The 23,358-nt window shown below is 71.5% G+C and carries 25 protein-coding genes; 2 read left to right on the top strand and 23 right to left on the bottom strand.

Annotated features, from left to right (window positions below; translation table 11 throughout):
- Positions 1 to 634, bottom strand: a 634-nt coding sequence (locus ABFS34_10180; GenBank protein ID MEN8375803.1) for a glycoside hydrolase family 3 N-terminal domain-containing protein, incomplete at its 3' end; no start/stop codon positions are given.
- A gap of 192 nt (positions 635 to 826) precedes the next feature.
- Here ABFS34_10180 and ABFS34_10185 point away from each other — a divergent pair.
- Both ABFS34_10185 and ABFS34_10190 read left to right on the top strand, forming a co-directional pair.
- Positions 827 to 2,098, top strand: a complete 1,272-nt coding sequence (locus ABFS34_10185; protein ID MEN8375804.1) for a DUF1343 domain-containing protein — start codon at positions 827 to 829, stop codon at positions 2,096 to 2,098.
- Positions 2,095 to 2,829, top strand: coding sequence for an NAD(P)H-binding protein (locus ABFS34_10190; GenBank protein ID MEN8375805.1), 735 nt, complete (start codon positions 2,095 to 2,097; stop codon positions 2,827 to 2,829). The genes ABFS34_10185 and ABFS34_10190 overlap by 4 nt, the downstream gene beginning before the upstream one ends.
- A gap of 6 nt (positions 2,830 to 2,835) precedes the next feature.
- On the opposite strand, the gene ABFS34_10195 is transcribed toward ABFS34_10190, so the two are convergent.
- The 22 genes from ABFS34_10195 to queA all read right to left on the bottom strand — a co-directional run bounded on the left by ABFS34_10195 (position 2,836) and on the right by queA (position 23,341).
- Positions 2,836 to 4,056: an AI-2E family transporter gene (locus tag ABFS34_10195; GenBank protein MEN8375806.1), complete on the bottom strand. Its 1,221-nt coding sequence runs from the start codon at positions 4,054 to 4,056 to the stop codon at positions 2,836 to 2,838.
- Complete coding sequence (locus tag ABFS34_10200) at positions 4,053 to 4,862, bottom strand: PspA/IM30 family protein (protein MEN8375807.1); 810 nt, start codon at positions 4,860 to 4,862, stop codon at positions 4,053 to 4,055. Before ABFS34_10200 ends, ABFS34_10195 begins: the two co-directional genes overlap by 4 nt.
- A gap of 3 nt (positions 4,863 to 4,865) precedes the next feature.
- A complete protein-coding gene (locus ABFS34_10205; GenBank protein MEN8375808.1) occupies positions 4,866 to 5,282 on the bottom strand; it encodes a hypothetical protein in 417 nt (138 codons plus the stop codon).
- Positions 5,283 to 5,378: 96 nt separating this feature from the next.
- A complete protein-coding gene (gene uvrA / locus ABFS34_10210; protein ID MEN8375809.1) occupies positions 5,379 to 8,249 on the bottom strand; it encodes an excinuclease ABC subunit UvrA in 2,871 nt (956 codons plus the stop codon).
- Positions 8,250 to 8,497: 248 nt separating this feature from the next.
- On the bottom strand, positions 8,498 to 9,061 hold the full coding sequence (efp, locus tag ABFS34_10215; protein ID MEN8375810.1) for an elongation factor P: 564 nt from the start codon (positions 9,059 to 9,061) through the stop codon (positions 8,498 to 8,500).
- Between the two features lie 120 nt (positions 9,062 to 9,181).
- Positions 9,182 to 10,105, bottom strand: coding sequence for a diacylglycerol kinase family protein (locus ABFS34_10220; GenBank protein MEN8375811.1), 924 nt, complete (start codon positions 10,103 to 10,105; stop codon positions 9,182 to 9,184).
- Positions 10,102 to 10,965, bottom strand: a complete 864-nt coding sequence (locus ABFS34_10225; GenBank protein MEN8375812.1) for a zinc metalloprotease HtpX — start codon at positions 10,963 to 10,965, stop codon at positions 10,102 to 10,104. Before ABFS34_10225 ends, ABFS34_10220 begins: the two co-directional genes overlap by 4 nt.
- Before the next feature lie 104 nt (positions 10,966 to 11,069).
- On the bottom strand, positions 11,070 to 12,269 hold the full coding sequence (locus tag ABFS34_10230; protein ID MEN8375813.1) for a hypothetical protein: 1,200 nt from the start codon (positions 12,267 to 12,269) through the stop codon (positions 11,070 to 11,072).
- Positions 12,266 to 13,132, bottom strand: coding sequence for a metallophosphoesterase (locus tag ABFS34_10235; protein MEN8375814.1), 867 nt, complete (start codon positions 13,130 to 13,132; stop codon positions 12,266 to 12,268). The genes ABFS34_10230 and ABFS34_10235 overlap by 4 nt, the downstream gene beginning before the upstream one ends.
- A gap of 25 nt (positions 13,133 to 13,157) precedes the next feature.
- A complete protein-coding gene (tsaD, locus tag ABFS34_10240; GenBank protein MEN8375815.1) occupies positions 13,158 to 14,216 on the bottom strand; it encodes a tRNA (adenosine(37)-N6)-threonylcarbamoyltransferase complex transferase subunit TsaD in 1,059 nt (352 codons plus the stop codon).
- Between the two features lie 53 nt (positions 14,217 to 14,269).
- A complete protein-coding gene (locus ABFS34_10245) occupies positions 14,270 to 14,983 on the bottom strand; it encodes a YbbR-like domain-containing protein (GenBank protein ID MEN8375816.1) in 714 nt (237 codons plus the stop codon).
- Positions 14,984 to 15,523, bottom strand: a complete 540-nt coding sequence (locus tag ABFS34_10250) for a TlpA disulfide reductase family protein (protein MEN8375817.1) — start codon at positions 15,521 to 15,523, stop codon at positions 14,984 to 14,986.
- Positions 15,520 to 16,092, bottom strand: a complete 573-nt coding sequence (locus tag ABFS34_10255) for a PASTA domain-containing protein (GenBank protein MEN8375818.1) — start codon at positions 16,090 to 16,092, stop codon at positions 15,520 to 15,522. Before ABFS34_10255 ends, ABFS34_10250 begins: the two co-directional genes overlap by 4 nt.
- An 80-nt stretch (positions 16,093 to 16,172) precedes the next feature.
- On the bottom strand, positions 16,173 to 17,573 hold the full coding sequence (locus tag ABFS34_10260) for a transcription antitermination factor NusB (protein MEN8375819.1): 1,401 nt from the start codon (positions 17,571 to 17,573) through the stop codon (positions 16,173 to 16,175).
- The gene (locus ABFS34_10265) at positions 17,531 to 18,358 is read right to left on the bottom strand and encodes a thiazole synthase (GenBank protein MEN8375820.1); all 828 of its coding nucleotides are present in this window, start codon (positions 18,356 to 18,358) and stop codon (positions 17,531 to 17,533) included. The genes ABFS34_10260 and ABFS34_10265 overlap by 43 nt, the downstream gene beginning before the upstream one ends.
- A 4-nt stretch (positions 18,359 to 18,362) precedes the next feature.
- The gene (thiS, locus tag ABFS34_10270; protein ID MEN8375821.1) at positions 18,363 to 18,584 is read right to left on the bottom strand and encodes a sulfur carrier protein ThiS; all 222 of its coding nucleotides are present in this window, start codon (positions 18,582 to 18,584) and stop codon (positions 18,363 to 18,365) included.
- Positions 18,581 to 19,216, bottom strand: coding sequence for a thiamine phosphate synthase (locus tag ABFS34_10275; protein MEN8375822.1), 636 nt, complete (start codon positions 19,214 to 19,216; stop codon positions 18,581 to 18,583). The genes thiS and ABFS34_10275 overlap by 4 nt, the downstream gene beginning before the upstream one ends.
- Positions 19,213 to 20,154 (bottom strand): methionyl-tRNA formyltransferase, encoded by a 942-nt coding sequence (gene fmt / locus ABFS34_10280; GenBank protein MEN8375823.1) that lies wholly within the window; start codon positions 20,152 to 20,154, stop codon positions 19,213 to 19,215. The genes ABFS34_10275 and fmt overlap by 4 nt, the downstream gene beginning before the upstream one ends.
- Positions 20,151 to 20,663 (bottom strand): peptide deformylase, encoded by a 513-nt coding sequence (def, locus tag ABFS34_10285; GenBank protein MEN8375824.1) that lies wholly within the window; start codon positions 20,661 to 20,663, stop codon positions 20,151 to 20,153. Before def ends, fmt begins: the two co-directional genes overlap by 4 nt.
- Positions 20,664 to 20,672: 9 nt before the next feature.
- Positions 20,673 to 21,008 (bottom strand): preprotein translocase subunit YajC, encoded by a 336-nt coding sequence (gene yajC / locus ABFS34_10290; GenBank protein MEN8375825.1) that lies wholly within the window; start codon positions 21,006 to 21,008, stop codon positions 20,673 to 20,675.
- Between the two features lie 72 nt (positions 21,009 to 21,080).
- Positions 21,081 to 22,283 (bottom strand): tRNA guanosine(34) transglycosylase Tgt, encoded by a 1,203-nt coding sequence (gene tgt, locus ABFS34_10295; protein MEN8375826.1) that lies wholly within the window; start codon positions 22,281 to 22,283, stop codon positions 21,081 to 21,083.
- Entirely contained in the window at positions 22,280 to 23,341 is a 1,062-nt protein-coding gene (gene queA / locus ABFS34_10300; protein ID MEN8375827.1) for a tRNA preQ1(34) S-adenosylmethionine ribosyltransferase-isomerase QueA, read from the bottom strand. Before queA ends, tgt begins: the two co-directional genes overlap by 4 nt.
- Positions 23,342 to 23,358 lie beyond the last annotated feature (17 nt).

Below are 23,358 nucleotides of genomic sequence, written 5' to 3' on the forward strand. Positions count from 1 at the left end.
TCTGCGGGTTGTTGTTGACGTCCACCACCGGCGCGAACGCCATGTGGATCCCCACGGCGCGCGCCTCGACGGCGGTGATGCGGCCCATCTCGTAGGCCAGCTCCGGCTCCCCCGTGGCGCCGAAGGCCATGGGCGGCGGAAACTTCGTGGCGCTGCCCACGGCCACGTTGAAGGGGTGCACCACGCCGCCGTCCAGGATGCGGCCGGCGCCGTATTCCAGGTCCGCCGCGACCAGCAGGGGGACGTCCGAGTGGCGCTGAAGGAGCGCGAGGTTGGAGGCCACCTCCATGGGCCCGCCCACGGACGTGATGACGCCCCCCACGCCCTCGGCTTCCACCGCCTTGCGCAGCTCCCGGAACCGGTCGCTGTCCACCGCCAGGTACTCGGCGGACATCCACGGCATCACCATCTGGGCGATCTTTCGGCGCAGCGGCAGACGCGCCAGCGTCGCCTCGACCCAGACGCTGTCCGCGTCGAGGGACGCGGCGGCCGCTGGCGCCTGCGCGCGAGCCTCTCGCACGGGATCGCCCTGGCCGGAAACGGGGGCCGGGCCGACGGCCGTGAGGCCCGCGAAAACGCCGAGCGACAGGACGGTCGCGAGACCCGGGATTGCGAGCGACGAGAGCCTCGTCATGTTTCGACCTGGGATTCCATCATCCACAACCACACATCCTCGATGGCCAACTGTACGGACGCCCACCAGAAGGAGCAACGAGATTCCGCCCGCCGGGCGCCGGCGGGGCGGGACGCTACGCGCGCGAGCGCCGCCCGCCGGGCCCCGGACTGTGGGACATCCGAAGCGGCGTGCGGGTTCCCCGCGCGTGTCGTGGCCTTGCTCGCGGCCTTGCTTCTCGGCGCGTGCGCTCCCGACGCCCCGGCGGCGGCGGGTGGCGGAGGCGCGGAGCCGCCGCCGCCGGCCGTGCGGGCGGGCGTCGACGTCTTCCTGGGCTCGGTACCGGACGCGCTGCGCGGCGCCCGCCTGGGGCTGATCACCAACCACACCGGCCGCGCCGCGGACGGACGCAGCACGGTGGACGCGCTGCACGCGCTCGCGGACGTGGAACTCGCGGCGTTGTTCGCGCCCGAGCACGGCCTGCGCGGCGACGTGGCGCTGGACAGCCTGGTGCGGGACGGCGTCGACCCGACTACCGGGCTGCCGACGCACACGCTGTACGGAGGGGCGGAAAGAAGGAAGCCCACGCCCGCCATGCTCGCCGGCCTGGACGCGCTGGTCTTCGACATCCAGGACATCGGCGCCCGACCCTACACGTACGTGTGGACGATGGCCCTCGCGATGGAGGCCGCGGCCGACGCGGGCGTGGCCTTCGTCGTCCTGGACCGTCCCAATCCCATCGGGGGCGAGTTGGTCCAGGGGCCGACGCAGGACGCCGGGCACCTGAGCTTCGTAGGCCTCCACCCCATCCCCATGCGCCACGGACTGACCCCGGGAGAGCTGGCCCGCTACCTGGTGGGCGAGAGGGGCGTCGCGGTCGACCTCACGGTCGTGGGCGTCGAGGGCTGGCGGCGCGACCGCTGGTTCGACGAGACCGGCCTGCGCTGGCGGCCGCCGTCGCCCAACATGCCCACGCTGGAGAGCGCCGCGCACTACCCGGGCACCGTCCTGCTGGAGGGCACCAACCTGTCGGTGGGGCGCGGCACCGACGCCGCCTTCCAGCAGATCGGCGCGCCGTGGCTGGACGCGGAGCGGCTGGCCGAGACCGCGCGCGGCCACGGCCTGGCGGGGGTCCGGATCGACACCACCAGCTTCGTCCCGGACGCTCCGCAGGACGGCAAGTACGACGGCGAGCGCGTGCGCGGGGTGCGCCTGACGGTGACCGATCGCGCCGCCTACGACCCCGTCCGGACGGGGGCCGCGCTGATCGCGGGCGCGCGCGCCTTGCACCCGGACCGGTTCGCGTGGACGGGTACCATCGACCGGCTCGCGGGCTCGTCGGCGCTGCGGGAGGGCGTGGACGCGGGTCTGCCGCTGGAGGAGCTGACCGCCGGCTGGGAGACCACCGCCGAGGCCTTCCGCGCGTCCGCCGCGCCCTACCTCCTCTACGCGGCCGCGGCAAGCGGCCCGCCCGCGCGGCCTTGAGCGCCGCGGGCGCCGGCCCCGCCTACGTAGCGGGCGCCACGGGGTACGTCGGGCGCGCCCTGACGATGCGCCTGGCGCGCGCCGGAGACCCGGTGGTCGCGCACGTCCGGCCGGGCTCCACGGCCGCCGGCGCGCGCGACGCGCTCGCGGCGGCCGGGGCCATAATCGACCGCGCCGCGTGGACGCTGGAGGAGATGCGCTCCTCGCTCGTCCGGTGGCGGCCGTCCAGGCTGTTCATCCTGGTGGGCACTACGCGGCGGCGCTCAGCCGCCGCACGCCGGCGGGGTGAGCGGGCCGGCTACGAGGAGGTGGACCGCGACCTGCCGCTGCTGCTGATCGAGGCCGCGCTGAGCGGCGGGGTGCGGCCGACGCTGGTGTACCTGTCGGCGCTGGGCGCGGACGCCCAGGCGCGGAATCCCTACCTGCGCGCGCGCGGCGAGGTCGAGGTGGCCGCGCGGGCGTCGCCGCTGAGCTGGGTGATCGCGCGGCCGTCGTTCGTGACCGGCCCCGACAGGACCGAAACGCGGCCCGCGGAGCGCTGGGGCGCGGCCGCGGTGGATGGCGTTACGCGCGCGCTGGCTGCGCTGGGGTGGCGTGCTCCCCTGGAGCGGTACGGGTCGCTGGACGCGGCCCGGATGGCGGCGGCGCTGGACACGCTGTCGCTTCAGCGCGACGCGCTGTGCCGGATCGTAGACGGTAGGCTGTTGAGGGAGGTTTCCAAGGCGCCGTAGCGCCCCTCAGGTCGGCACCGAGCTGGCGCCGTCGCGGTCCTTCTCCAACCAGCCGGGCACGCTCGTGGCGCGCGCGCGCGGCGACACCATCACGTCGGGACCGGAGAGGCGGATCCGGATGGCCTCGTCCCGAACGGCCCTGCGGAAGCCCTTCCCTTCCAGCAAGCGATCGATGTAGATCCGGCGCCCCACGACGATCACAGTCGCGAGGACGGGGACCGCAACGATGAGCCCGATCGCGTGCAGCAGGGTGCCCATGATCAGAACGCTGAGCAGCGTGAGCACGGGCGGCAGCTTGACCTGGTGCTGCATGACCATGGGGATGATCAGGTTCGCCTCCACCAGGTGCACGATCAGCCCCAGCAGGATCACCGCGAAGAACTTCCCCAGCCCCCCCGCGCCGAGCACGAACAGCGCCGGCAGAAGCGTCGAAACGAGCGTGCCGAAGAACGGCACGATGGCCACCAGGCCGGTGAACACCCCGAACGCCAGGGCGTAGGGCACGCGCAGGATCCACAGCCCCAACCAGGTCATCAGCGCGAGCGTGAACATCGCGAACAGTTGTCCCGTGATCCACGCGCGCAGGGTCGCGCCGAGCTCGGTCAGGATGTCGCGCACCAGCTCGCGGTGCCTGGGAGGCGCCAGCAGAATGAGACCCTCGCGGTACTGGTTCGGGCGCACCGCGAGGAACACGCCCATGATCATCACGCTGACGAAGTGGATCAGGAAGGTGACGCCGCTCGCGAGATAGTCGGGCAGAGCAGCGGCCCAACCGCGGATCTCGGCCAGCAGCCCTCCCAGCGGCGAGGCGCCCTCGCCGCCGGCCACGCCCACCGCTTCCGCGAACAGCGGGCTCCGGCTGGCCACCTCCACGAGCGCGGAGTCCCAGCCCGCGAGCAGCTGCGGGCTGGCCTCCACCAGCTCCTGCGTCTGGTCGGCCACCGGGGGCACCACGAGGTAACCGACCCCGACGAGGCCCGCGATGGTGAACAGCACGGCCAATGCGACGCCCACCGGCCGCGGGATGTGCAGCCGCTGCTGGAAGACGTCCGTCACGGCGCCCAGGTACAGGCCGAACAGCACCGCGATGAACAACAGCAGGAGGATCTCCGCGATCCGCGCCATGAACAGCAGCAGCAGGACCGTGAAAACCGCCGCGATCAGGACGCCGTAAGCGCGGCGCGACCCTTCGCTACGGCTAGCTCGGGCGGCTTTTCCTGGGCTCAGGCGCCCTCCTCCTCCAGCTCGGCCTCCATCACGGTGTCGTCCAGCGTGACGTCGGAGCCGTCATCCTCCTCCGCTTCCTCGACAAGCCCGTTGCCGGAGCTGATCTGGCGCTGTTCGGACTCGTCTCCCGGCGCCAGCAAACCCATGTCGCGCTTCAACGCCAGCAGCCGCGTCTCGACGTCGTCGCCGATCTGCAGCTGGGCGAAGTCGGTCTCGAGCGTATCGCCGGTGAGCGCCTCCGTGACCTCCTGGGAGGCGAGCAGGTGGCGCTCGGAATCCTCGATCCGCTCGGCCACTCGCTCGAACGCGTCGAAAGCGGAGCGGTCGCTGAGACCGGCCATGGTCTCGTGGATCCGCTTCTGCGCCTGCGCGCGCTTCTGCTTGGCGATGAGCAGGTTCTTCTTGCGCTTCGCCTCCTCGATCTTGTCGTTCAGCTGGCGCAGCGACCCCTTCAACTTCTCGGTCTCGCCGGCTTGCCGATTCCACGTCGCCTCGAGGTTCAGCGCCCGCTCGGTGTGCTCCTGCTGACGGAGGAGTGCCTGCTTGGCGAGGTCATCGCGACCCTCCCGAACGGCCAGCATGGCGCGCTGCTCCCACTCCTGGGCCTGCTTGTGCTCGGTATCGCATTGCGCGCGCAGCTTTCGCTCGTCGGCGATCGCCACGGCCACTTCCTGCTTGGCCTTGGCCAGCTGCTCGCGCATGTCCACGATGATCTGGTTGAGCATCTTCTCCGGGTTCTCCGCCTTGGCGATCGCGTCGTTGATGTTCGAGCGGAGAAGCATGGAGAGCTTATGGAAGATTCCCATCGGTCAAGCCTCCTCCCCGGCGACCGCGGCAGCTCCCGTCAGCCCTGCTATTACCGGGGTGTGGGAGGACGCGGCGAAGACCATGCTCTCGTAGGAGTTGCGCAACTCCTCGAAGTCCAGGGTCTCCAACTCCAACGCGTCGGAGAGGATTATGTCCCCCTCCTCTATTCCATAGCTGCCGTGCACGATGTCCGTCGCGTTGAACTCCAGCAGTTGCCGGAACAGCGGAGCCAGATCCATGTCGGACATGGCCTCAGGCAGGTGCATGACCTTCAGTCGGAGCAACGCCACCGGCGGAGACCAGTTGACCACGACCGACGGAGCGCCGTTGGTGGGCTCTATCAGCCAGAGCCCGTCCTCGACCTCCTCGTAGTCGATTCCCATCCGGATCATGTAGCTCTCGAAATCGTCGCGCGTCATTTCGCCTCCGAGTAAGTAAAGTGCCGCTAGCTGGCACTACGTCGGCAATTATGGACTTGTTTCCCGGTGAACGCCACGACGGGCCGCCACGACGGGTCAGGCCGCCGCGGCCTCGTCCAGAAGCCCGGCCAGAAACGCGCCCGTGTGCGAGGCGGCCACGCCGGCCACTTCCTCGGGCGTCCCTTCCGCCACGATGAGCCCTCCGCCGTCGCCGCCTTCGGGCCCCAGGTCGATCACCCAGTCGGCGGTCTTGATGACGTCCATGTGGTGTTCGATCACGATGACCGTATTGCCGCGGTCCACGAGCCGATGCAGCACGCCGAGCAGCAGGCGCACGTCCTCGAAGTGGAGGCCCGTGGTGGGCTCATCGAGAATATATACGGTGTCCCCGGTATCCTTCTTCGACAGCTCCGACGAGAGCTTCACGCGCTGGGCCTCGCCCCCCGAAAGGGTGGTGGCCGACTGGCCCAGGTGTATGTAGCCGAGGCCCACGTCCGAGAGCGTCTGGAGGCGCCTCTTCAGCGCCGGGATCGCGTCGAAGAACTCCAGCGCCTCGTTCACGGTCATGTCCAGAGCGTCCGCGATGTTCTTGCCCCGGTACTGAATCTCCAGGGTCTCCCGGTTGTAGCGCCGGCCCCGGCACACGTCGCAGGAGACGTAGACGTCCGGCAGGAAGTGCATCTCGATCTTGACCAGGCCGTCGCCCGCGCAGGCCTCGCAGCGTCCGCCCTTCACGTTGAAGGAGAAGCGGCCCGGCGCGTAGCCCCGCAGCTTGGACTCGGGCAGTTCCGCGAAGAGCTGCCGCATGGGCGTGAAGAGGCCGGTGTACGTGGCCGGGTTGGAGCGGGGCGTCCTGCCGATGGGCGACTGGTCGATGTCGATCACCTTGCCCACGCGATCCACGCCCTCCACCGCCGAGTGCGCGCCCGGCAGGGTACGCGCGCGGTAGAGGTGGCGGGCCAGCGCGCGGTAGAGGATGTCGTTGACCAGGGTGCTCTTGCCGGAGCCGCTCACTCCCGTCACGGACACGAACGTGCCGAGCGGAAAGTGCACGTCCAGGTCCCGCAGGTTGTGCTCTCTTGCCCCCCGGACCACGAGCGCCCGCGACGGATCCGCCGGACGGCGGCGGGCGGGCATCGGGATCTCGCGGTCGCCGCGCAGATAAGCGGCGGTGAGCGAGTCGGGCGCGGCGAGCAGGGTCTGCACGTCGCCCGAGGCCATGACCTCGCCGCCGTGCCGTCCGGCCCGCGGCCCCAGATCCAACACGTGGTCCGCGGCCAGAATGGTGTCCCGATCGTGCTCCACGACGATGACCGTGTTGCCCAGATCGCGGAGCCGCCGCAGGGTCTCCAGCAGCCGCTCGTTGTCGCGCTGGTGAAGCCCGATGGAGGGTTCGTCCAGGATGTAGAGCACGCCCACCAGCCGGCTGCCGATCTGGGTGGCGAGTCGGATGCGCTGCGCCTCCCCGCCGGAGAGCGTCTCGGCGCTCCGTCCCAGCGCCAGGTAGCCGAGCCCCACGTCCTGGAGGAAGCGCAACCGGTCGGTGACCTCCTTGAGGATCGGGCCGGCGATCTCGCCCGGCAGCGCGTCCGGGCCGTGCGGCGCTCCCTCCCGCGAAACGGGCAGCCCCGCGAAAAACGTCGCCGCGTCCGCCACGCTCATTGCGACGGCGTCGCCCAGGGATCGCCCGTCCACAGTCACGGCGAGCGACTCGGCCTTGAGGCGAGCCCCCCGGCATTGCGGACAGGGCAGCGCGGTCATGTACGCGGCCAGTTGCTCGCGCACGGCGTCCGAGCCGGTCTCCGCGTAGCGCCGACGCACGTTCTCCAGGATTCCTTCCCAGGGCTCCTCGTAGGCGCCGTCGCGACCTGCGGTGCGATAGGGGAATCGCACCGCCTCCCCGCCCGAGCCGTGCAGCAGGACTTCCCGCACCTCTTCACGCAGCGAGCCCCACGGCGCGTTCGGGTCGAAGTCCAGGTGCTCGACCAGGCCCGGGATCACCGAGCGACGCAGGTGCCCGGAGGGGTCGCCCCAGGGCAGAACGACTCCCTCCAGGATGCTGATGCTGGAGTCGCCGAGGATCAGCTCGGGGCTCGGTTCGCGTCTCGTCCCCAGCCCTCCGCACCCCTGGCAGGCCCCGTAGGGCGAGTTGAAGGAGAACTGGCGCGGCTCCAACTCCGCCAGTCCGGTGCCACAGTGCACGCAGGCGAATCGCTCGCTGAAGAGCCGAGAGGCGGGCTCGCCGCCGTCGTGCCGCAGCACCTCGACGACGCCGTCCGCGGTGCGCAGCGCCAGCTCCACGGAATCGGCCAGCCGGGGCCGGTCGTCGGCGCGCACCACCAGCCGGTCCACCACGGCCGCCAGGTCGTGATTCTCGTATCGATTCAAGGCGGGCGGGTCGTCCAGGTCGTGCACCTCCCCGTCCACCCTGGCGCGGATGAATCCGCGGCCACGCAGGTCTTCGAAGAGCTCCCGGAATTCCCCCTTGCGGCCACGCACCAGCGGCGCGAGGACCTCGATCCTCGCGCCCTCGGGCCAGGTCAGGACGCGGTCCGTTATCTGGGACGCGGACTGACGGCGTACCGGCCGGCCGCACGTGACGCAGTGCGGCACGCCCACGCGCGCCCACAGGAGGCGCAGGTAGTCATACACCTCGGTCACGGTGCCGACGGTGGAGCGTGGGTTCCTGCCAGCCGTCTTCTGCTCGATGCTGATGGCTGGAGAGAGCCCCTCGATGACGTCCACGTCGGGCTTCTCCATGACACCCAGGAACTGGCGTGCGTAGGCGGAGAGCGACTCGACATAGCGCCGCTGCCCCTCCGCGTAGATGGTATCGAACGCCAGCGAAGACTTGCCCGACCCGGACAGACCCGTGATGACCACGAGCCGGTCCCGGGGGATCTCGACGTCGATGTTCTGGAGGTTGTGCTCGCGCGCGCCGCGGACGATTAGCAGCTCATCTGGCATAGCCACGTATCATCGCCAAACCGGCGGGCGCAGGTCAAGGCATCGGGTCGCGCCGCGACCGGGGCGGGGGGCTAGTGGACTGTAGCAGATGATAGTTAAGCATCGAGAGGGGCGAGGCGCCCGATCCGGGGAGGCGGGAGGACGAGTAATAGCAGCGCTATTGCGAGGAGTCCCAACGACCCCGGGCGGGATGCATCGCCGCTCGAATGCTAAGTACTCACCTGTTACAGTCCATTAGGCGTCCGCTGCTACCTGGCGCGCTCCAGGTACACGCCTTCCGCGGGGTCGACGCGCACCTTTTCGCCGACTTCGATGAACGGGGGCACCGTCACCGTGACTCCGTTTTCCAGCTTGGCCGGCTTGGTGACCGCGGTCTTGGTGTCGCCGCGGACCCCTGGCTCGGTCTCCACCACCTGGAGGTCGAGGGTCTTGGGGAGACGGATTCCTATCGGGCTGCCGTCGAACACTTCCGCCTGGATCACAAGGTTGGGCATGAGCCACCGGGCGGCGCCCTCCAGAGCGGCGTCGTCCAGAACCACCTGCTCGAACGTCTCGTTGTTCATGAAGTGGTAGTGCGTGCCGTCGGCGTACAGGAACTGGAGCTCGTGGGTCTCGAGCGAGGCGGTCTCGACGGTGTCCGCGGAACGGTACCGTTGATCGAAGATCGCGCCCGTCTTGAGGTTGCGAAGCTTGGTCTGCATGTACGCCGGGCCCTTGCCGGGCTTCACCGACTGGTATTCCACGACGCGGTGAGGGTCGCCGCCGACCAGGACCACCGAGCCCCGTCGGAGTTGTGATGCCGAGATGGCCATTGGATGCAGTGCGCGGGGGGCGCCGCGCGGGTGGGCGGCGTTCACCGCCGGCCGGGCGCGCCCGGGGTTGTCGAAGGGGCAAAGATAACCGCGCGCACCCCGGCCATCGAGGCCCCCAGGTCAGGCGGGGACGAGCACGCGCAGGTCGCCGGGCACGACCCTTACCTCGACGGGCGTAACCCCGGCGGCGTCGCCATCCACCTGCACCGGCACGTCGCCATCCGCTTCGATGGTCACGGCCCGCGCCTGACGGTGATACAGGTGCTTGTCGCCGCGGAACGTTCCGCGGACGGACTGCCAGATCACGCTCGCAAGTCCCAGCACGCTCTCGGGGGCCACGACGAGCACGTCCAGCAGTCCGTCCCGCCAGGTGTCGAGCCCGCGCGCCGAGGGAGACAGCGACAGCGACGGCAGGATGCCGGCGAAGAGCTCGCCCACGTTGGCGACCATCACGCTGAGCGCGCGGATGCGCAGCTCTTCGCCGTCGGCGACGATCCGGAACTCCGCCGGGGGCGTGCGCACCGCCTCGCGGAGCGCGGCGTAGATGTACGCGCCGAAGCCCCACCGCTCCTTCATTTCGCGGGAGGTCGCGGCCATCACCGCGGCGTCCAACCCCGCGCCCACCGCCAGCGCGAACACGCGCCCGTTGGCCCGACCCAGATCGACGCCCACGGAGCGGCCGGTCGCCACTACCTCGGCGGCGCCCTCGATGTCCGTGGGGACGCCGAGGTTACGCGCGACCTGGTTTGCGGTGCCGCGGGGGATGATCGCCAGGGGGACGTCCGAGCCCACGAGGCCGGTCGCGACCTCGGCGAGGGTGCCATCCCCGCCCGCCGCGCAGACCGCACCGTACCCTTCGCCGAGCGCCGCCCGCGCGAGCTCCGTCGCGTGTCCCTGGGCGAGCGTCTCCACGATGTCGAACGCGACGCCCCGCGCCGTCAGCGCGCTTCCCAAGCGGCGCCGCAGGCGTTCGAGCGAGTCCTGGCCCGCCTGCGGATTGACGATGACCAGAGCGCGCCGCGGGACGAGCGGCGACTGGCTCAAGCCTCCAGCGGCCGGAAGGTCGGGTCCTCGAGCAGCGCGTGCAGACGCGCGACGCGCTCCTCGGTGGGCGGGTGCGTGCTGAATAGCGCGCGCCGACCGCCGCTGTGTGCCGCCAACGGATTGACGATGGCCAGCTGCGCCGCCGCCGGGTTGATCTGCATGGGAATGCGCCGCGCGTGAGCATCGAGCTTCACGAGCGCGTCCGACAGGTGCCGCGGGCGCCCGCAGATCTCGGCGCCGGTCCGGTCCGCCTGAAACTCGTTCTGGCGGCTCACCGCGAACTGGATGATCATCGCCGTGATCGGCGCGATGATGGCCGCCACGATGAGCGCCAGCGGATTCCTGTCGCCGCCCCGCCCGCCGAAGATCGCACCCCACCTGGCCATCGTGGCGAGGAACCCGACCGCGCCGGCCATGGTCGCGGCGATGGTGCTGACGAGCATGTGCCGGTGCTTGATGTGGCCCAACTCGTGGGCGATGACGCCCTCCATCTCGTCGCGGTCGATGAGCTCCAGAATGCCCTCGGTGACGCACACGACGGCGTGTCCGTGGCCCCGACCCGTGGCGAAGGCGTTCGGCTGCTTGGACGGAGCGATGGCGACCGTCGGCATGGGCAGCCCCGCGTTCTGGCGCAGGCGGTCCACCATCTGGTGGAGCCCAGGCGCCTCGTCTGGACCCACGATCTTCGCCTTGTACATGCGGAGCACCATCTTGTCGCTCCACCAGTACATGCCGAAGTTGGTCACGCCCGCGAACGCGAACGCCACGACGGCGCCGTTCTGTCCACCCACCGCGCCGCCCACCACCACGAGCAGGGCGGTGAGCGCCGCCATCATCATGAATACTTTGGTCGTCTGCATTGGGACGCTCCGAAAAGGCCTCCGAATCTCATCGCTGGCGCCGGACGGTAGCGCGCGCTCCGACGGGCGAGAGTACCCCGGCCGCCGGGCCGTGGTCCGCCGGCTCAGCCCCCGTCGTTCAAACGCAGCGCCTCGACCTCGAGACCGTCCAGGGGCAGGTCGACCGGCAGCAGGCGCTCGAGCGTCGGCACGTCCAGCGGACCCGCGACCAGGTCGAGCCGGCTGAAGTAGAGCGTGTCCCCCGTTACCAGGCCGACCGTTCCCCGCACGCGCGTGTCCGGCGTCTCCAGGTCGAGGTCCTCGGCGAACCACAGGACCCTGCCGGGCGCCAGCGCCCGGATCAGGATCGTCCCCCGTCCTCGGCCGACCGTGGGAAGCTCGGGGTGAAGCCAGGTGAGGTCGGTGAGGGCGACGCGGGGGGCCTCCAACCGAACATCGACCCTGGGTCCGCTGTCGCCGAAAACGACCTGTCCCAGCGCGGACAAGCTCGAACCGGGGAGCTCTATGCGGTCCAGGTCGAGGGTCACGACGGAGTCGCGCACCGCGATGGTGCCGCGGGCCGACTCGATGCGCGCGGGCTGGTCCCACACATACGCGTGGGCGGAGAAACCGTCCAACTCCACCAAGCGCCCCGGTTCGTCCGGGGTTTCGGCCAGAATGCGGCTCGCGTTCAGGCTCAGGTCCTGGAGGGCGAACACGCGCAGCGGCCCCGACGGCGTGTCCTCCAGCAGGAGGCGGGCCGAATCCTCTGCCTCGCCGTCCCACGGCAGCCGTAACTCGACGCTGGCGTCGGTGATCGAGACGTTGTGGAGCTCCACCAGCACGCGCGCCGTGTCCGCGGGATCGTCGGGGCCCGCTCGGAAAGCACGATCGAAGTTCCACTCGTCCCAATCCGGCAGGCGCTCGACGACCACGTCGACGCCCTCCAACTGCACGCGATCCAGGACCACGCGGCCGGACACGAGCGTGCGCCAGTCATAGGAGAGAATCGCCGAACGCACTGCCACGAACGGGCGCCCGCCGGGCTCCGTGATGGTGACATCCCCCAAGGTCATCGTGCCCAGGAGGCTCGCCTCGCTGCCCACCTCGCCGATGGCGATGCGCCCGGCGAACCGGTCCTCCAGCCAGTTCACCGTAACCCGACGCAGGCGCTCCTGACCCACCCGCGTGCGGCTCATGATCACCACCGTGAGCCCGGCGAGCAGGAGCGCCACGAGACCGCCCAGCGCGACCCAGCGGCGGTAGCGCGTGCGACGCTTCGCCTCGGCCGCCTCGGGGGCCGTGGTCGGCCGAGTCTCGGTCACGGACTCGCCCCCGCCGGCCCCTCTCGGAAAAAGCCGAGCCCGGGGCGCGGAAACCTGTGCTCGCTGATCGGCTCGAAGTCGGCCTGCTCGTCGAAGTGCATGTAGTGAGTCACGCGCACGTCGTGGGCCCCCACCCGGATCACGTTGAACGAGTTTTTCTCGGCCTCGCGCGCGCGCCCTCGACGCGACGTGGTGGTCCCCGACTGGACGATGATGATGCCGTGGGCCGCGTCGGCACCGGCGTAGACGTCCAGTGAGTCGCCGATGTAGCCCCGGTGCAGGTGCCCGCCCAGGATCAGGTCGACGCGCATGGCGGTGAACCGGTCCAGCGCGTAGCGGGCCCTGGGCATGACCTCCGAGCGCTCGTAGTCGGGCGCCGGCGCGAAGTGGTGGTGGGCGACCACGATGCGCGCCCGCTCGCCGGCCGCGGCGAAAGAGCGTTCGCAGAGCTCGAGCTGCGCGGCGTCGATGCGGCCATTGGTGATGTGCCTGCGCGGCCTGGTGGAGTCGAGCGCGACGATGACCGCGTCCTCGCGCTCGAGGACCCAGTTCAACTCCGGGTGGATGTGCTCGCGGTACAGATCGAGGGGCGTGAAGAGGCGCTCGAGCACGCGATAGAGAGGCACGTCGTGATTGCCCGGAACGGTTACCAGATCCGCCGTGGGGAGGCGATTCAGAAAGGCCCGCGCGGCCTCGAATTGCTCAGGCTTGGCGCGCTGCGTGAAGTCGCCGGACGCGACGACGACGTCGGGCTCCAGCGCCGCCGCGCGCGCGAGCAGAGCTTCGGCGACCTCGGGCATGAACGGCGGCCCCAAATGGAGGTCGCTGACGTGCAGGATGCTCAGTCCTCGCGGCGCCCTCACGGGGTCGGCCTCCGGACCGGCGGCATCAGGCCGCCGCGTCCAGGCCGGGCATGGGGAGGCCGGCGCTCGCGGTGAAGCTCAGCGGAGACGCGCCCCCGGCCGCGTAGCGGAAGCGCGCCGCTCGCGCGATCATGGCGGCGTTGTCCGTGGCCAGCCTGGGCGGCGGATGGTACACCGCTACGTCCTCCCCGAGCGCGGCCCGGAGCGCCTCCGCGAGCGCGCGACTCGCCGCCACGCCTCCGCCGACCACGACCCGCTCGGCTCCCGTCTCCGCGACGGCCGCTCGGGTCTTCCGGGCCAGTACGTCCACCGCCGCGGCCTGAAACGACGCCGCCAGGTCCGCGCGGGCCGGGCCCAGTCCACCCTTCGCCTCCAGGTCGCGGACCGCGACGGCGACGGCGGTCTTGAGCCCGCTGAAGGAAAAATCGAAGCGGCCGTCGCCGCGCGCTCCGCTCATCGGGCGCGGAAAATCGAACGCCTCGGCGCTGCCATCGGCCGCCAGCCGCTCGACGTGCGCGCCGCCCGGAAACGGCAGTCCGAGCAAACGCGCCACCTTGTCGAATGCCTCGCCCACCGCGTCGTCCCGCGTCTGGCCCAGCAGCCGATAGCTGCCCCAATTCGGGACCCAGAGGAGCTGCGTGTGCCCGCCCGAAACGAGCAGCGCCACGAAGGGCGGTTCGGCGGGAGGGTCGGACAGCGTCGCGGCGAACAGGTGACCTTCCATGTGGTGGACCGCCACGGCGGGACGCCCGAGAGCCCACGCGGCCGCCTTGGTCCATTCCACGCCGACCAGCAGCGCGCCGATCAGGCCCGGCCCGGCGGTCACCCCGAAAAGGCCGATGTCGCCGAGAGACGCGCCGGTTTCGGCGAGCGCCGAGGAGACCACGCCGCCGAGCACCCTCAGGTGGGCCCGGGAGGCCAACTCGGGCACCACTCCACCGAACACGCGGTGCTCGTCCTGCGTCAGGATCACGTGTCCCAGGATGTCGTCGCCGGGTCCGAGAACGGCCGCGGAGGTTTCGTCGCAGGATGTTTCTACGCCCAGCACGAGCGGCGGGTCAGCGGGTGCGTGGTCTCCAGCCACCGGCCTCGGCGCCGCAGTTCGCTCCAGGGCGCCCGGCGCTTCGGCCGGCGCCGTCACGGACGCGACGCCCGCTCGAGCTCGTCGGTGGCTCGATCCGCGCCGATTGCGAGCTGCACCCGGACGACGCCCGGCGCCACCGCCACCGACTCCGGGACGGCGTCATCGAGCGCCGCCTCCACGACGGCGTCCTCCGACAACTCGCCCAGATCGATCGGGAGGGTGGAGACGGAGACCATCGCGTTCACGACGCGCGCCGGGCCGCTCACCTGCACCACGGCCGGATCCACGGTCGGCTCCCGGAGCAGGCGCAGGCCGTCCGGCAGGGCGCCCGCGAGCGGCACCGCCACGGGGATCAGCCGGGTGACGATGCGGTCCAGGAAGAGCGTGATCGTGCCGGGTCGGACGTCGACCGGCTGAGTCAGGTCCGGCCGCGCCCCGCGGGCGTACTCCAGGAGCCGGAAGTCCAGCGCGCGAACGAAGGTGGTGTCTTCGACGCTCTCGACCGGGACGACGAAACGCGGCGGGTCGATGCGCAGCGAGATGAGCTCGCGCACGGGGCCCTCGAACTCGACCGTGACCGAATCGGGCGATGGTGGGCCGTCCAGCACCCACCCTTCGACCCCGAGGTCGACTTCCACGGCGATGTTCTCGATCGGCGCGCGTACGGTCGTCTCGGCGCGCACCGCGAACCACAGCGCCACGGAGAGCGCGAGCGCGGTCAGCTTGAGTGCCCAATTGCGGACGATCGCCTCGCGCCAGCCCGGCACCTAGGACTCCAGAGCGGCCACGATGCGGTCGCGCAGCGGGGGCACATCCCAGCGGCCTTCGCCCAGGCGCCGGTACACGAGGGCTCCGTCTCGATCCAGGACGATGGTGGTCGGCAGTCCCAGCGATCCGAACACGCGCTCGGCGCGCCCCTCGGGATCCAGCAACACCTCGAGCTCGACGCCGATTTCTTCCATGAAGCGACCCACCTCCTCGGCGGCGCGCGCCTTGGGAAGGCGATCCACGCTCACGGCGAGGACGCGCAGCCCACGGTCGCCCAGATCGTCCTGGAGGCGCTGAAGCGACGGCATCTCCCGCACGCAGGGGCGACACCACGTGGCCCACAGGTTGACGACCACCACCTCGCCGCGCAGGTCGGCCAGCGCGACCGTGTCGCCGGCCAGGTCGGGCGCCGCGTACGACGCCGCGAACGCCGCGTGGCCGTGCAGCGCGTGTGCCTCGGGCTCGTCCGAGCGCCATAGCACGGCCGCCAGGAGCGCCGCCGCGCCGGCCAGGAATGCCAACGTCGCCAGGCGCCTCACCGGGGCTCCTCTCCCGCCGCCGCGCCCGCGTCGCCGGCCGCGGTATCCTCGGGTACGGCGCCGGGCGGTCCGCTGCTGACCACGAGCACGACCGTCGCGGGGAGTTCCCGCTCCGTGCCGGGCGCCGGCTGCATGCGAGCGATCCGTCCCGCGGGCTCGTCGTCGATCTCGTGGGAGCGCTCCACGTGGAAGCCGGCGCGCTCGAGGACCGCCACCGCGGCCCCCTCCTCGAAGCCGAGGAGGTTGGGGATGCGTACGCGCGCCGGCCCCGCGCTGATCGCCAGCCGCACCTCCCCGCCGGGCCGGAGCGCCTGCCCGGGGAGCGGACTCTGCGCCACGACGCGGCCCTCCTTGGCGGCGGGATCGGCTACCTCGACCGTCTCGCCAACGGTGAGACCCGCGCCGCGTACCAGCTCCCTCGCTTCGGCCGCTGTGGCGTCATACAGATCGGGCACCTCGACGCTCAGGCCGAACGCTTCGGCGGGCGGGTAGAGGACGAAACTGGCGAACAAATAGGCGGCCGCGAACGCGACGATCGCCGCCCCGCCCACGATGCCCGCCAGGCGCACTCCCCAGCCTCCCGGCGGCGGCGCGGCCGGGTCGGACGCGCGGCGGCCCGAGCGGCCAGAGCGGCGGCGGATCGAGTCGCCTAGCACGAAGCCGCGCGGCGCAGGCGAGCCGCGAACGAGCCATCCACGCCCTGCTCCTGCGGAAGCACCCGCAGGTAGCCTTGCGCGCAAACCGGCACGTCCGAGCCCGCGGGGGGATCGAGCCTGAAGCCTTCGTTGTCAGCCAAGAACCGGTCCACCTGTTCCTCGTTCTCCTCGGGTTCGAGCGAGCACGTGGCGTAGATCAGCAAGCCGCCCGGCGCCACCGCATCCGCCGCCGCATCCAGCATACGCGCCTGCAACGCCGCGAGCGACGCCAGGTCGGCGGGGCCCACGCGCCAGCGGCCGTCCGGATGCCGTCGCAGCGTGCCGGTGCCCGTACAGGGCGCGTCGAGCAGCACCGCGTCGCCCGGCGCGAACGGCGGCGCGCACGCGTCGGCCGCGACGGGGCCCAGGAGCCCCGCCGGACTCGGCGCGCTCGCGGCGCCGGTCGAGCCACCCCGCAGTCCGAGCCGCTCGGCCGTGTCCACCACCGACCGCAGTCGGGACCGCGAACGGTCGGCGGGCGTCACGCGACCGGCGCCCAGGTCGAGCAGTGCAAAGCTCTTGCCGCCCGGTGCGGCACACAGGTCGGCGATCGAGTGGCCCTGGGGCAGCGCCGCGTACCGGACGGCCGCCGACGCCGCGGGATCCTGGACGATCGCCCGGGCCGCGCCGAACGCGACCCCGAGGTCGGTGCCGGCCGGCAACCTCAGCGAACGCGGCTCCAGGGCCACCCGCTCGGCGTCGATGCCGACGCCGGCCAGCCGCCTCAGCGCGGCGTCCACGCCGTCGCCGATCAGGCGAATGTACAACTCTGGGCGCCGGTTGTTCGCGTCGACCAGCGCCGCCGTCGCGTCCGCCCCGTACCGCGCGAGCCAGCGCTCCAGGAGCCAGCGCGGGTGCGACCCCCAGGTTGCGAGCGCCGTCAGGGTGTCGCTGCCGGTCGGCGGCGGCGCGTAATCGGCTTCCGCGACGCGGTGGAGAACCGCGTTCACCAGGCCGGCCGCGCGGCCTCGACCGCTCGCGCGGGCCAGCCCCACCGACTCCGACACGGCGGCGTAGGGGGGCACGCCCCCCATCTCCTTCAGTTGATAGACGCCCAGGCGCAGCACGTCCCGCACCGCCGGGTCGAGCGCCTTGCCGGCCAGGTGCGGAGCGAGCGCGGCGTCGAGTCGGCCACGCAGGCGGGTGGTCCCGAAGGCGGCCTCCACCGCCCACGCCCTGTCCCGGGTGTCCAGCTCTGAGAACCGGCGGGCGGCCGAGCGGTCCAGCAGCGCGCCGCCCGACACGTCACGCAGCACCCTCAACGCGCACCGCCGGGCCAGCGTGCCGCCGTCTCCGGAATCTCCAGGCCGGCTCAGTCGAGCATCCCCTCCGTCGGCGACGACGGCACCGCCCACTCGCGGCGCGGCATCCGGCCCGCCAGGAACGCGTCCCTGCCGGCGTCCACCGCCGCTCGCATCGCGCGCGCCATGCGCACCGGATCGCGGGCCTCGGCCAGGGCCGTGTTCATGAGGATCCCGTCCACGCCCTGCTCCATGGTCTCGCACGCGTCCGATGCCGTGCCGACGCCCGCGTCGACGATCACCGGTACCGCCAGGCGTCGCTTTATCTCGCGAATGTAGTACGGGTTCACGAGCCCCAGGCCGCTGCCGATGGGGCTCGCGAGCGGCATCACTGCGGCGCAGCCGGCGTCCTCGAGGCGCAGCGCCATCACCACGTCCTCGTTCGTGTAGGCGAGCACCCGGAATCCCTCCTGGACCAGGACCCGCGTCGCCTCCAGGGTAGCGGAGACGTCCGGCAGCAGGGTCCGCTCGTCGCCGATCACCTCCAGCTTGACCATATCGCTCAAGCCGGCCGCCCTGCCCAGACGGGCGTAACGGACGGCGTCCTCCGCGCTGTAGCAGCCGGCGGTGTTGGGGAGCAGTTGCCAGCGGTCCGGATCCAGGTGGTGCAGGACGCCCTCTTCGTGGGAGCGGTCCAGGTCCACGCGCCGCACGGCGACGGTGACCATGTCCGCGCCCGACGCCTCTATGGCGCGCACCATCGTCAGGTTGTCGGCGTACTTCCCGGTCCCGACGATGAGCCTCGAAGCCAGGACGTGCGGGCCGATCACCAGTCGCCGATCGCCCTCTCGCTCCGCCCCCACATCGCCTGTGCTCGCTTCGGCCTGCGCCGATTGCATGGGCCTACCCTCCTCCCACGAAGTGCACCAACTCCAGCCGGTCTCCGTCCTCGACGTTCACGCTCTCGTAGCGCTCGTGTCGCAGAATCTCGCCGTTGCGCTCGACCACGATCAGCCTGGGGTGCAGCCCCAATGAAAGCAGCAGCTCCGCTACGTTCTGGCCGCCGGCCAACTCGCGCTGGCTGCCGTTGATCCTGACGCCGATCAGGGCCGTTTGCGAAGTCATAACGAGCTCTCCAGGCTGTCCAACATCGACCCTACCGCCTCCGCCGGATCCTCCGCGTCCCACACGGCTCCGAGGACCGCCACCCCGTACGCTCCGGCCGCGGTGACCTCCGCCACGCGTTCGCCGCGCACTCCCCCGATGGCGAACACCGGGCGCGCGGCGGCCGCGCACGCGCTGCGCAGCCCGCTCACCCCCAGAGCCCCGCGGCCGGGGTGCGAGGCCGTGTCGTAAACCGCACCCAGGAACGCGTAATCTGCCGCGCTCTCCAGGCGTCCGACCTCTTCGACGCGGTGCAGGGAGCGGCCGATCCACGCGCCCGCGCCGAGCAGCCGCCGCGCCGCGGACGCCGGCAAAGCGCCGGTCCCCAGTTGTACCCCGCTCGCGCCCACGGCGAGCGCCACGTCCACGCGGCGACTGACGATCAGCGCTGAGCCAGTGTCCGCCGCGACGCCGCTCAAGCGCGCGCCCAGGTCGTACAGCTCCGCTCCCGAGCCGCGCCAGCGCAGGTGGAGCGCGAGCCGCTCGCCCCCGGCGCGCAGCGCTCGCTCGGCGCTCCCGAAGAAGCCCGCCCGCCGCACGACATCGTCGCTCGTGACGACGTGTAGTCGCGGCAGCGCGGCCGCCCGGTTCATGCGCCCAGCCGGTCCCCTTCGACCACCCCTCCGCCCCTCGCCCAGTCCGCGGCGGACATGCGCCGCCGGCCCTCGGGTTGCACCTCCGCGAGCCACAGCGCGCCCGCGCCGGTCGCGACCAACATACCGCGGCCGTCGGCGGTGTCATCCAGCGCGAGCACCGTGCCACCCACCCCGGCCGGCCCGTCCGCCAGCGCGGGCCGGAACACCTTCAAGCGCGCGCCGTCCCTGGTGGTCCACGCGCCCGGCACGTCGTCGGTGCCGCGGATCCAGCCGGCGGCCGTCTCCGGGGCGCGCGACCAGTCGACGCGCGCGTCGTCTACCGAAACGGGGGGAGCGAACGTCGCCGCGTCGTGGTCCTGCTCCACCTCGTCGATCTCACCGGCTTCCATCAGGGTGAGCGCCTCGACCAGGGCCTCTCCGCCGATCTCCGCCAGCCGCGCGGCCAACTCCGCGGCCGACTCGTCGGGCAGGATGGGCTCCTCCACCTGCAGCAGCACGGGCCCCGCGTCCATCTCTTCGACGAGGCGGATGACCGACACGCCCGTGCGCTCCAGGCCTCGGATCAGCGCCCACTGGACCGGCGCCGCGCCGCGCAGCTCCGGGAGCAGCGACGGGTGCACGTTGACCGTACCGTGGACGGGCAGATCGAGCGCCGCCCGGGGCAGGAAACGTCCATACGCCGCCACCACTCCCACCTCCGGCTCGAGCAGCCGGACGGCGGCCAGGAACTCTTCGTCCCCCGCGGCGACGGGCTGAAAGACCTCGAGGCCCTCGTCCTCCGCCATCTCCTTCACCGCGGGGCGGCGCAGTCGACGACCGCGGCCGGCGGGGCGGTCCGGCCGGGTTACGACCGCGACGACCTCGAAGCCCTCCCCGAGCAGCGCGCGCAGGGTGGGCAATGCGAAATCGGGCGTACCCCAGAAAAGAACCCTCACGGCTCCTTCTCTTCCTCCTGAAGCTTGCGCCACTTCTGGAGGGCCATCCTGCGCTTCAACGCGCTGAGGCGGTCGAGAAACAGCACCCCGTCCAGGTGATCCACTTCGTGCTGTAGCACCCTCGCCTGCAGACCCTCCGCTGCGACCGTCAGCGGCCCGCCGTCTTCGCCCAGCGCCTCCACCACCACCCCCGCCGGCCGCTCCACGATGTCGGCTATGCCGGGTATGCTGAGACAGCCCTCCTCCGCCTTTTCCAGCTCGGCAGAGCGGCGCGTGATGCGCGGATTTATGAGCGCGACGGGGCCCGATTCTTCGTCCTCGCCGGGATCCACGACGATGACCCGCAGGCCGACGCCGATCTGCGGCGCCGCGAGGCCGACGCCGTCGGCGTCGTACATGGTCTCCAGCATGTCCGCCACGAGCTTCCGGATGTCCTCGTCCACGTCACCAACGGCCTCGGCCGGGGCGCGCAGAACCGGGTCTCCCAACAGGCGGATATCGCGGATCACGGGCGAGCCTCAGGACTCCGCTTCGCCGGTGGGCGTGAGCCTGCGGGCGACCTTGGAGCGCACCACGATGAGCCTGGTGTCGTCCGCGGTCTTGATCGTCAAGCGGTCGTCTGCCACGTGCACGATCTTGGCGACGATGCCGCCGTCGGTGACCACCTCGTCGCCCCGGCGCAGCTCCGTCTGCATTACCTGATGGCGCTTCTGCGACTGCCTGGACGGCCGAATCAGGATGAAGTAGAAGATCGCCACGAACAGCGCGAGCTGAATCAGGATGACGGACATTCGGGCTCCGCCTCCGCCCCCCTGGGCGCCGTCCTGTACCAGCGCAATCAAAGTCGCGAACACGCGTTTTTCTCCTGAAAGGTCGTCGTCAAGTCAGCGTCGGTCCGGTCGACTACCCCGCAACCGCGCAGCCGATCATGCGCCGTCAGCGTCCGAGTTGCCAGTGGGCGCGCGCGCCCGGAAGCGCTCCAGCCAGTCCACGCTCCAGGACCCGTAGTCGCCCGCTTCGATGTGCACGCGAGCGCGCTCGGTGAGCCGAATCAGGAAGCGCAGATTGTGAATCGAGACGAGGCGCAGTGCGAGCCACTCCCCCGCGACCAGCAGGTGCCGGATGTAGGCGCGTGAATACCGCCCACACGCGTAGCAGTCGCAGGCCGGATCCAGCGGTCCGCCGTCCGCCTTGAAGCGGGCGGCGCGCAGATTGACCTGTCCCTCGTCCTCGACCCAGGCGGTGCCGCGGCGGCCGTTTCTGGTGGGAGCCACGCAGTCGAACATGTCCACGCCCCGGCCGATGGCCTCCAGCAGGTCGTCCGGGTAGCCGACGCCCATCAGGTAGCGCGGCAACGAACCGGGCAGCTCGGGCTCGAGGGCCTCGAGCACCTCCCACATGACGGGCTTGGGCTCCCCCACCGAGAGCCCACCGATGGCCACGCCGCTCCAGTCCCCCAGCTCCAGCACGCGCCGCGCGTTCTCCCGGCGCAGGTCGACGTAGGCGCCTCCCTGCACTATCGGCAGCAGCACCTGGTGCGGGTTCGGGCCGTGGCCGCCGGTCTCGGCGAAGCGCCGCGCGCAGCGCTCCAGCCAGCGCAGCGTACGTTTGAGCGCGGCGCGCGCGTCGGATCGGCCCACGCGGCCTGGTGGACACTGGTCGAAGGCCATGATCACGTCGGCGCCGAGGGCCCGCTGGATGTCCACCACGGACTCCGGCGTGAAGGCGTGCGTGGAGCCGTCGAGGTGGCTGCGAAAACGGACCCCCTCGTCATCGATTTCGGCCAGATCGGCGAGGCTGAACACCTGGAAGCCGCCCGAGTCGGTGAGGATGGGCCGCTCCCAGCGCATGAAGGTGTGCAGGCCCCCCAGGTCGCGTACGATGTCGGCGCCCGGACGCAGGTAGAGGTGGTAGGTGTTGGCGAGCACGATATCCGCGCCCACCGCCGTCACCTCCTCCGGCGTGAGCGCCTTGACGGTCGCCTGCGTGCCGACCGGCATGAAGGCGGGCGTCCGCACCGAGCCGCGCGCCAGGTGCAGAATGCCCGAGCGCGCCGCGCCTTCCGTAGCGCTCACCTCGAAACGAGGAACCGCACCCGACGCGGCCGCCACGGCGGGCGTCGCCGTCACAGCACCGCCATGGCGTCGCCGTAGGAGTAGAACCGGTAGTCCCTCGCGATCGCCTCCCGGTAGGCGTTCATCACCGGCTCGTGGCCGCCGAACGCGGCCACGAGCATGAGCAGCGTGGAACGCGGCAGGTGGAAGTTGGTGAGCAACCGGTCGACGGCCCGAAAGGCGTAGCCCGGCCGGATGAACAGGTCGGTCCAGCCCGAGAGCCGGGTGAGCCGCCCGGAGTCATCGGCGGCGGCCTCGAGCGCGCGTACGCCGGTCGTGCCGACCGCCCACACCGAGCCGCCGCGCGCGCGAACGTCCTCGGCGAGCGCGGCGGTCGCGGGCGGAATGTCGTACCACTCGGCGTGCAGCGCGTGGAGCGCCGGGTCGTCGGTGTCCACCGGCCTGAACGTGCCGACGCCCACGTGCAACGTCAGTCGGCCGATGCGCACGCCGCGCTCCCGCAGTCGATCCAGCAGCGTCCGGGTGAAGTGCAGGCCCGCGGTGGGCGCGGCCACCGATCCCAGCGCGCGGGCGTAGACCGTCTGGTAGCGCTCCCGGTCGGCCGGCTCCGCCTCCCGCTCCAGGTACGGAGGCAGCGGCACGCGGCCGTGTCGCCGGAGCGCTTCGTCCGTGCCCAGGGGCGACCGCAGGCGAACGAGCCGCCCTCCGTCGCCCGCGCCTTCCATGATCTCCACCGTGAGGTCGTCGGCGATCTCAAGCGTCCGGCCCGGCTTGAGCTTGCTTCCGGGCCGCACCAGCGCTTCCCACAGCTCGGCGCTTTCGCCCGGCTCGCCGCGCGCCGGCCGCAGCAGTAGCACCTCGCCCGGGGCGCCGGTGGGTTTGCGTCCCACCAGCCGCGCGGCGCGCACCCGCGTCTCGTTCAGGATCAGCGCGTCTCCGGGCCGCACGAGCTCGGCCAGATCCGAGAATCGAAGGTGGCGCAAGGAGGCGTTCGCACGATCGAGCACCAGCAGTCGGCTGCCGTCGCGCTTTTCCGCCGGGTACCGAGCGATTCGGTCCGCCGGCAGGTCGTACTCGAAAGCGGAGGTGGGCAGGGCGAGAGGCTCACCCATCTCGGCGAGCGCCCTAG

Source organism: Gemmatimonadota bacterium (genome assembly GCA_039715185.1).
Lineage (GTDB): Bacteria > Gemmatimonadota > Gemmatimonadetes > Longimicrobiales > RSA9 > DATHRK01.

What these genes read in the sequence shown, in the direction of transcription:
- ABFS34_10200 (MEN8375807.1), bottom strand. Translation starts at nt 4,862, where the DNA reads ATGGGAATCTTCCATAAGCTCTCCATGCTTCTCCGCTCGAACATCAAC.
- ABFS34_10205 (MEN8375808.1), bottom strand. Translation starts at nt 5,282, where the DNA reads ATGACGCGCGACGATTTCGAGAGCTACATGATCCGGATGGGAATCGAC.
- uvrA (MEN8375809.1), bottom strand. Translation starts at nt 8,249, where the DNA reads ATGCCAGATGAGCTGCTAATCGTCCGCGGCGCGCGCGAGCACAACCTC.
- efp (MEN8375810.1), bottom strand. Translation starts at nt 9,061, where the DNA reads ATGGCCATCTCGGCATCACAACTCCGACGGGGCTCGGTGGTCCTGGTC.
- ABFS34_10225 (MEN8375812.1), bottom strand. Translation starts at nt 10,965, where the DNA reads ATGCAGACGACCAAAGTATTCATGATGATGGCGGCGCTCACCGCCCTG.
- ABFS34_10265 (MEN8375820.1), bottom strand. Translation starts at nt 18,358, where the DNA reads ATGCAATCGGCGCAGGCCGAAGCGAGCACAGGCGATGTGGGGGCGGAG.
- thiS (MEN8375821.1), bottom strand. Translation starts at nt 18,584, where the DNA reads ATGACTTCGCAAACGGCCCTGATCGGCGTCAGGATCAACGGCAGCCAG.
- ABFS34_10275 (MEN8375822.1), bottom strand. Translation starts at nt 19,216, where the DNA reads ATGAACCGGGCGGCCGCGCTGCCGCGACTACACGTCGTCACGAGCGAC.
- queA (MEN8375827.1), bottom strand. Translation starts at nt 23,341, where the DNA reads ATGGGTGAGCCTCTCGCCCTGCCCACCTCCGCTTTCGAGTACGACCTG.